The sequence below is a fragment of the Nocardia sp. NPDC004573 genome (assembly GCF_053602135.1).
Window position 1 is genome coordinate 1 of sequence record NZ_JBSGDA010000069.1, and the last position, 1,614, is coordinate 1,614.

The following is a 1,614-nucleotide window of genomic DNA, read 5'->3' on the forward strand; positions in this document are numbered from 1 at the left end:
CGGGTCATCCCGTCGCGTGGTGCGTGGCTGGAGTTCGACGTGGACAAGCGCGACACCGTGGGTGTGCGCATCGATCGCAAACGCCGCCAGCCGGTCACCGTGCTGCTCAAGGCGCTGGGCTGGACCACCGAGGAGATCGTCGAGCGCTTCGGCTTCTCCGAGATCATGATGTCGACCCTGGAGAAGGACAACACCGCCGGTCAGGACGAGGCGCTGCTGGACATCTACCGCAAGCTGCGTCCGGGTGAGCCGCCGACCAAGGAGTCGGCGCAGACCCTGCTGGAGAACCTGTTCTTCAAGGAGAAGCGCTACGACCTGGCGCGGGTCGGCCGCTACAAGATCAACAAGAAGCTCGGCATCCACGTGGGCGAGCAGGTCGTCGGTTCGGTGCTGACGAAGGAAGACATCGTCAACACCATCGAATACCTGGTGCGCCTGCACTCGGGTGACAAGACCATGACCGCCCCCGGTGGCGTCGAGGTCCCGGTGGAAGTGGACGACATCGACCACTTCGGCAACCGTCGCCTGCGCACCGTCGGCGAGCTGATCCAGAACCAGATCCGGGTCGGCCTCTCCCGCATGGAGCGCGTGGTCCGCGAGCGGATGACCACGCAGGACGTCGAGGCGATCACGCCGCAGACCCTGATCAACATCCGTCCGGTCGTCGCCGCGATCAAGGAGTTCTTCGGAACCTCCCAGCTGTCGCAGTTCATGGACCAGAACAACCCGCTGTCGGGCCTGACCCACAAGCGCCGCCTGTCGGCGCTGGGCCCCGGTGGTCTGTCCCGTGAGCGCGCCGGTCTGGAAGTCCGTGACGTCCACCCGTCGCACTACGGCCGGATGTGCCCCATCGAGACCCCGGAAGGCCCGAACATCGGCCTGATCGGCTCGCTGTCGGTGTACGCGCGGGTCAATCCGTTCGGTTTCATCGAGACCCCGTACCGCAGGGTCGTCGACGGCCGGGTCACCGACGAGGTGGTCTACCTGACCGCCGACGAAGAGGACCGCCACGTGCGCGCCCAGGCGAACTCGCCGGTCGACGCGGACGGCCGCTTCCTCGAGGACCGGGTGCTGTGCCGCCGCGGCAACGAGGAGAACGAGCTCGTCGCGGCCACCGAGGTCGACTTCATGGACGTCTCGCCGCGCCAGATGGTGTCGGTCGCGACGGCGATGATCCCGTTCCTCGAGCACGACGACGCCAACCGCGCCCTGATGGGCGCGAACATGCAGCGTCAGGCGGTTCCGCTGATCCGTTCCGAGGCGCCGATCGTCGGCACCGGCATGGAGCTGCGCGCGGCCGTGGACGCGGGCGACGTCGTGGTGAACGAGAAGGCCGGTGTGGTCGAGGAGGTCTCCGCCGACTACGTCACCGTGATGGCCGACGACGGCACCCGCAAGTCCTACCGGATGCGCAAATTCGCGCGGTCCAACCAGGGCACGTGTGCCAACCAGCGTCCGATCGTGGACGAGGGGCAGCGGGTGGAGCGCGGTCAGGTGCTGGCCGATGGTCCGTGCACCGAGAACGGTGAGATGGCGCTGGGTAAGAACCTGTTGGTGGCGATCATGCCGTGGGAGGGTCACAACTACGAGGACGCGATCATCCTGTCGCAGCGG

Annotated in this window: 1 protein-coding gene; it reads left to right on the top strand. The window is 67.0% G+C overall.

Annotation, left to right across the window (positions count from 1 at the left end; all coding sequences use genetic code 11):
* Positions 1-1,614, top strand: a 1,614-nt coding sequence (rpoB, locus tag ACWEKR_RS35540; protein ID WP_452358238.1) for a DNA-directed RNA polymerase subunit beta, incomplete at both ends; no start/stop codon positions are given.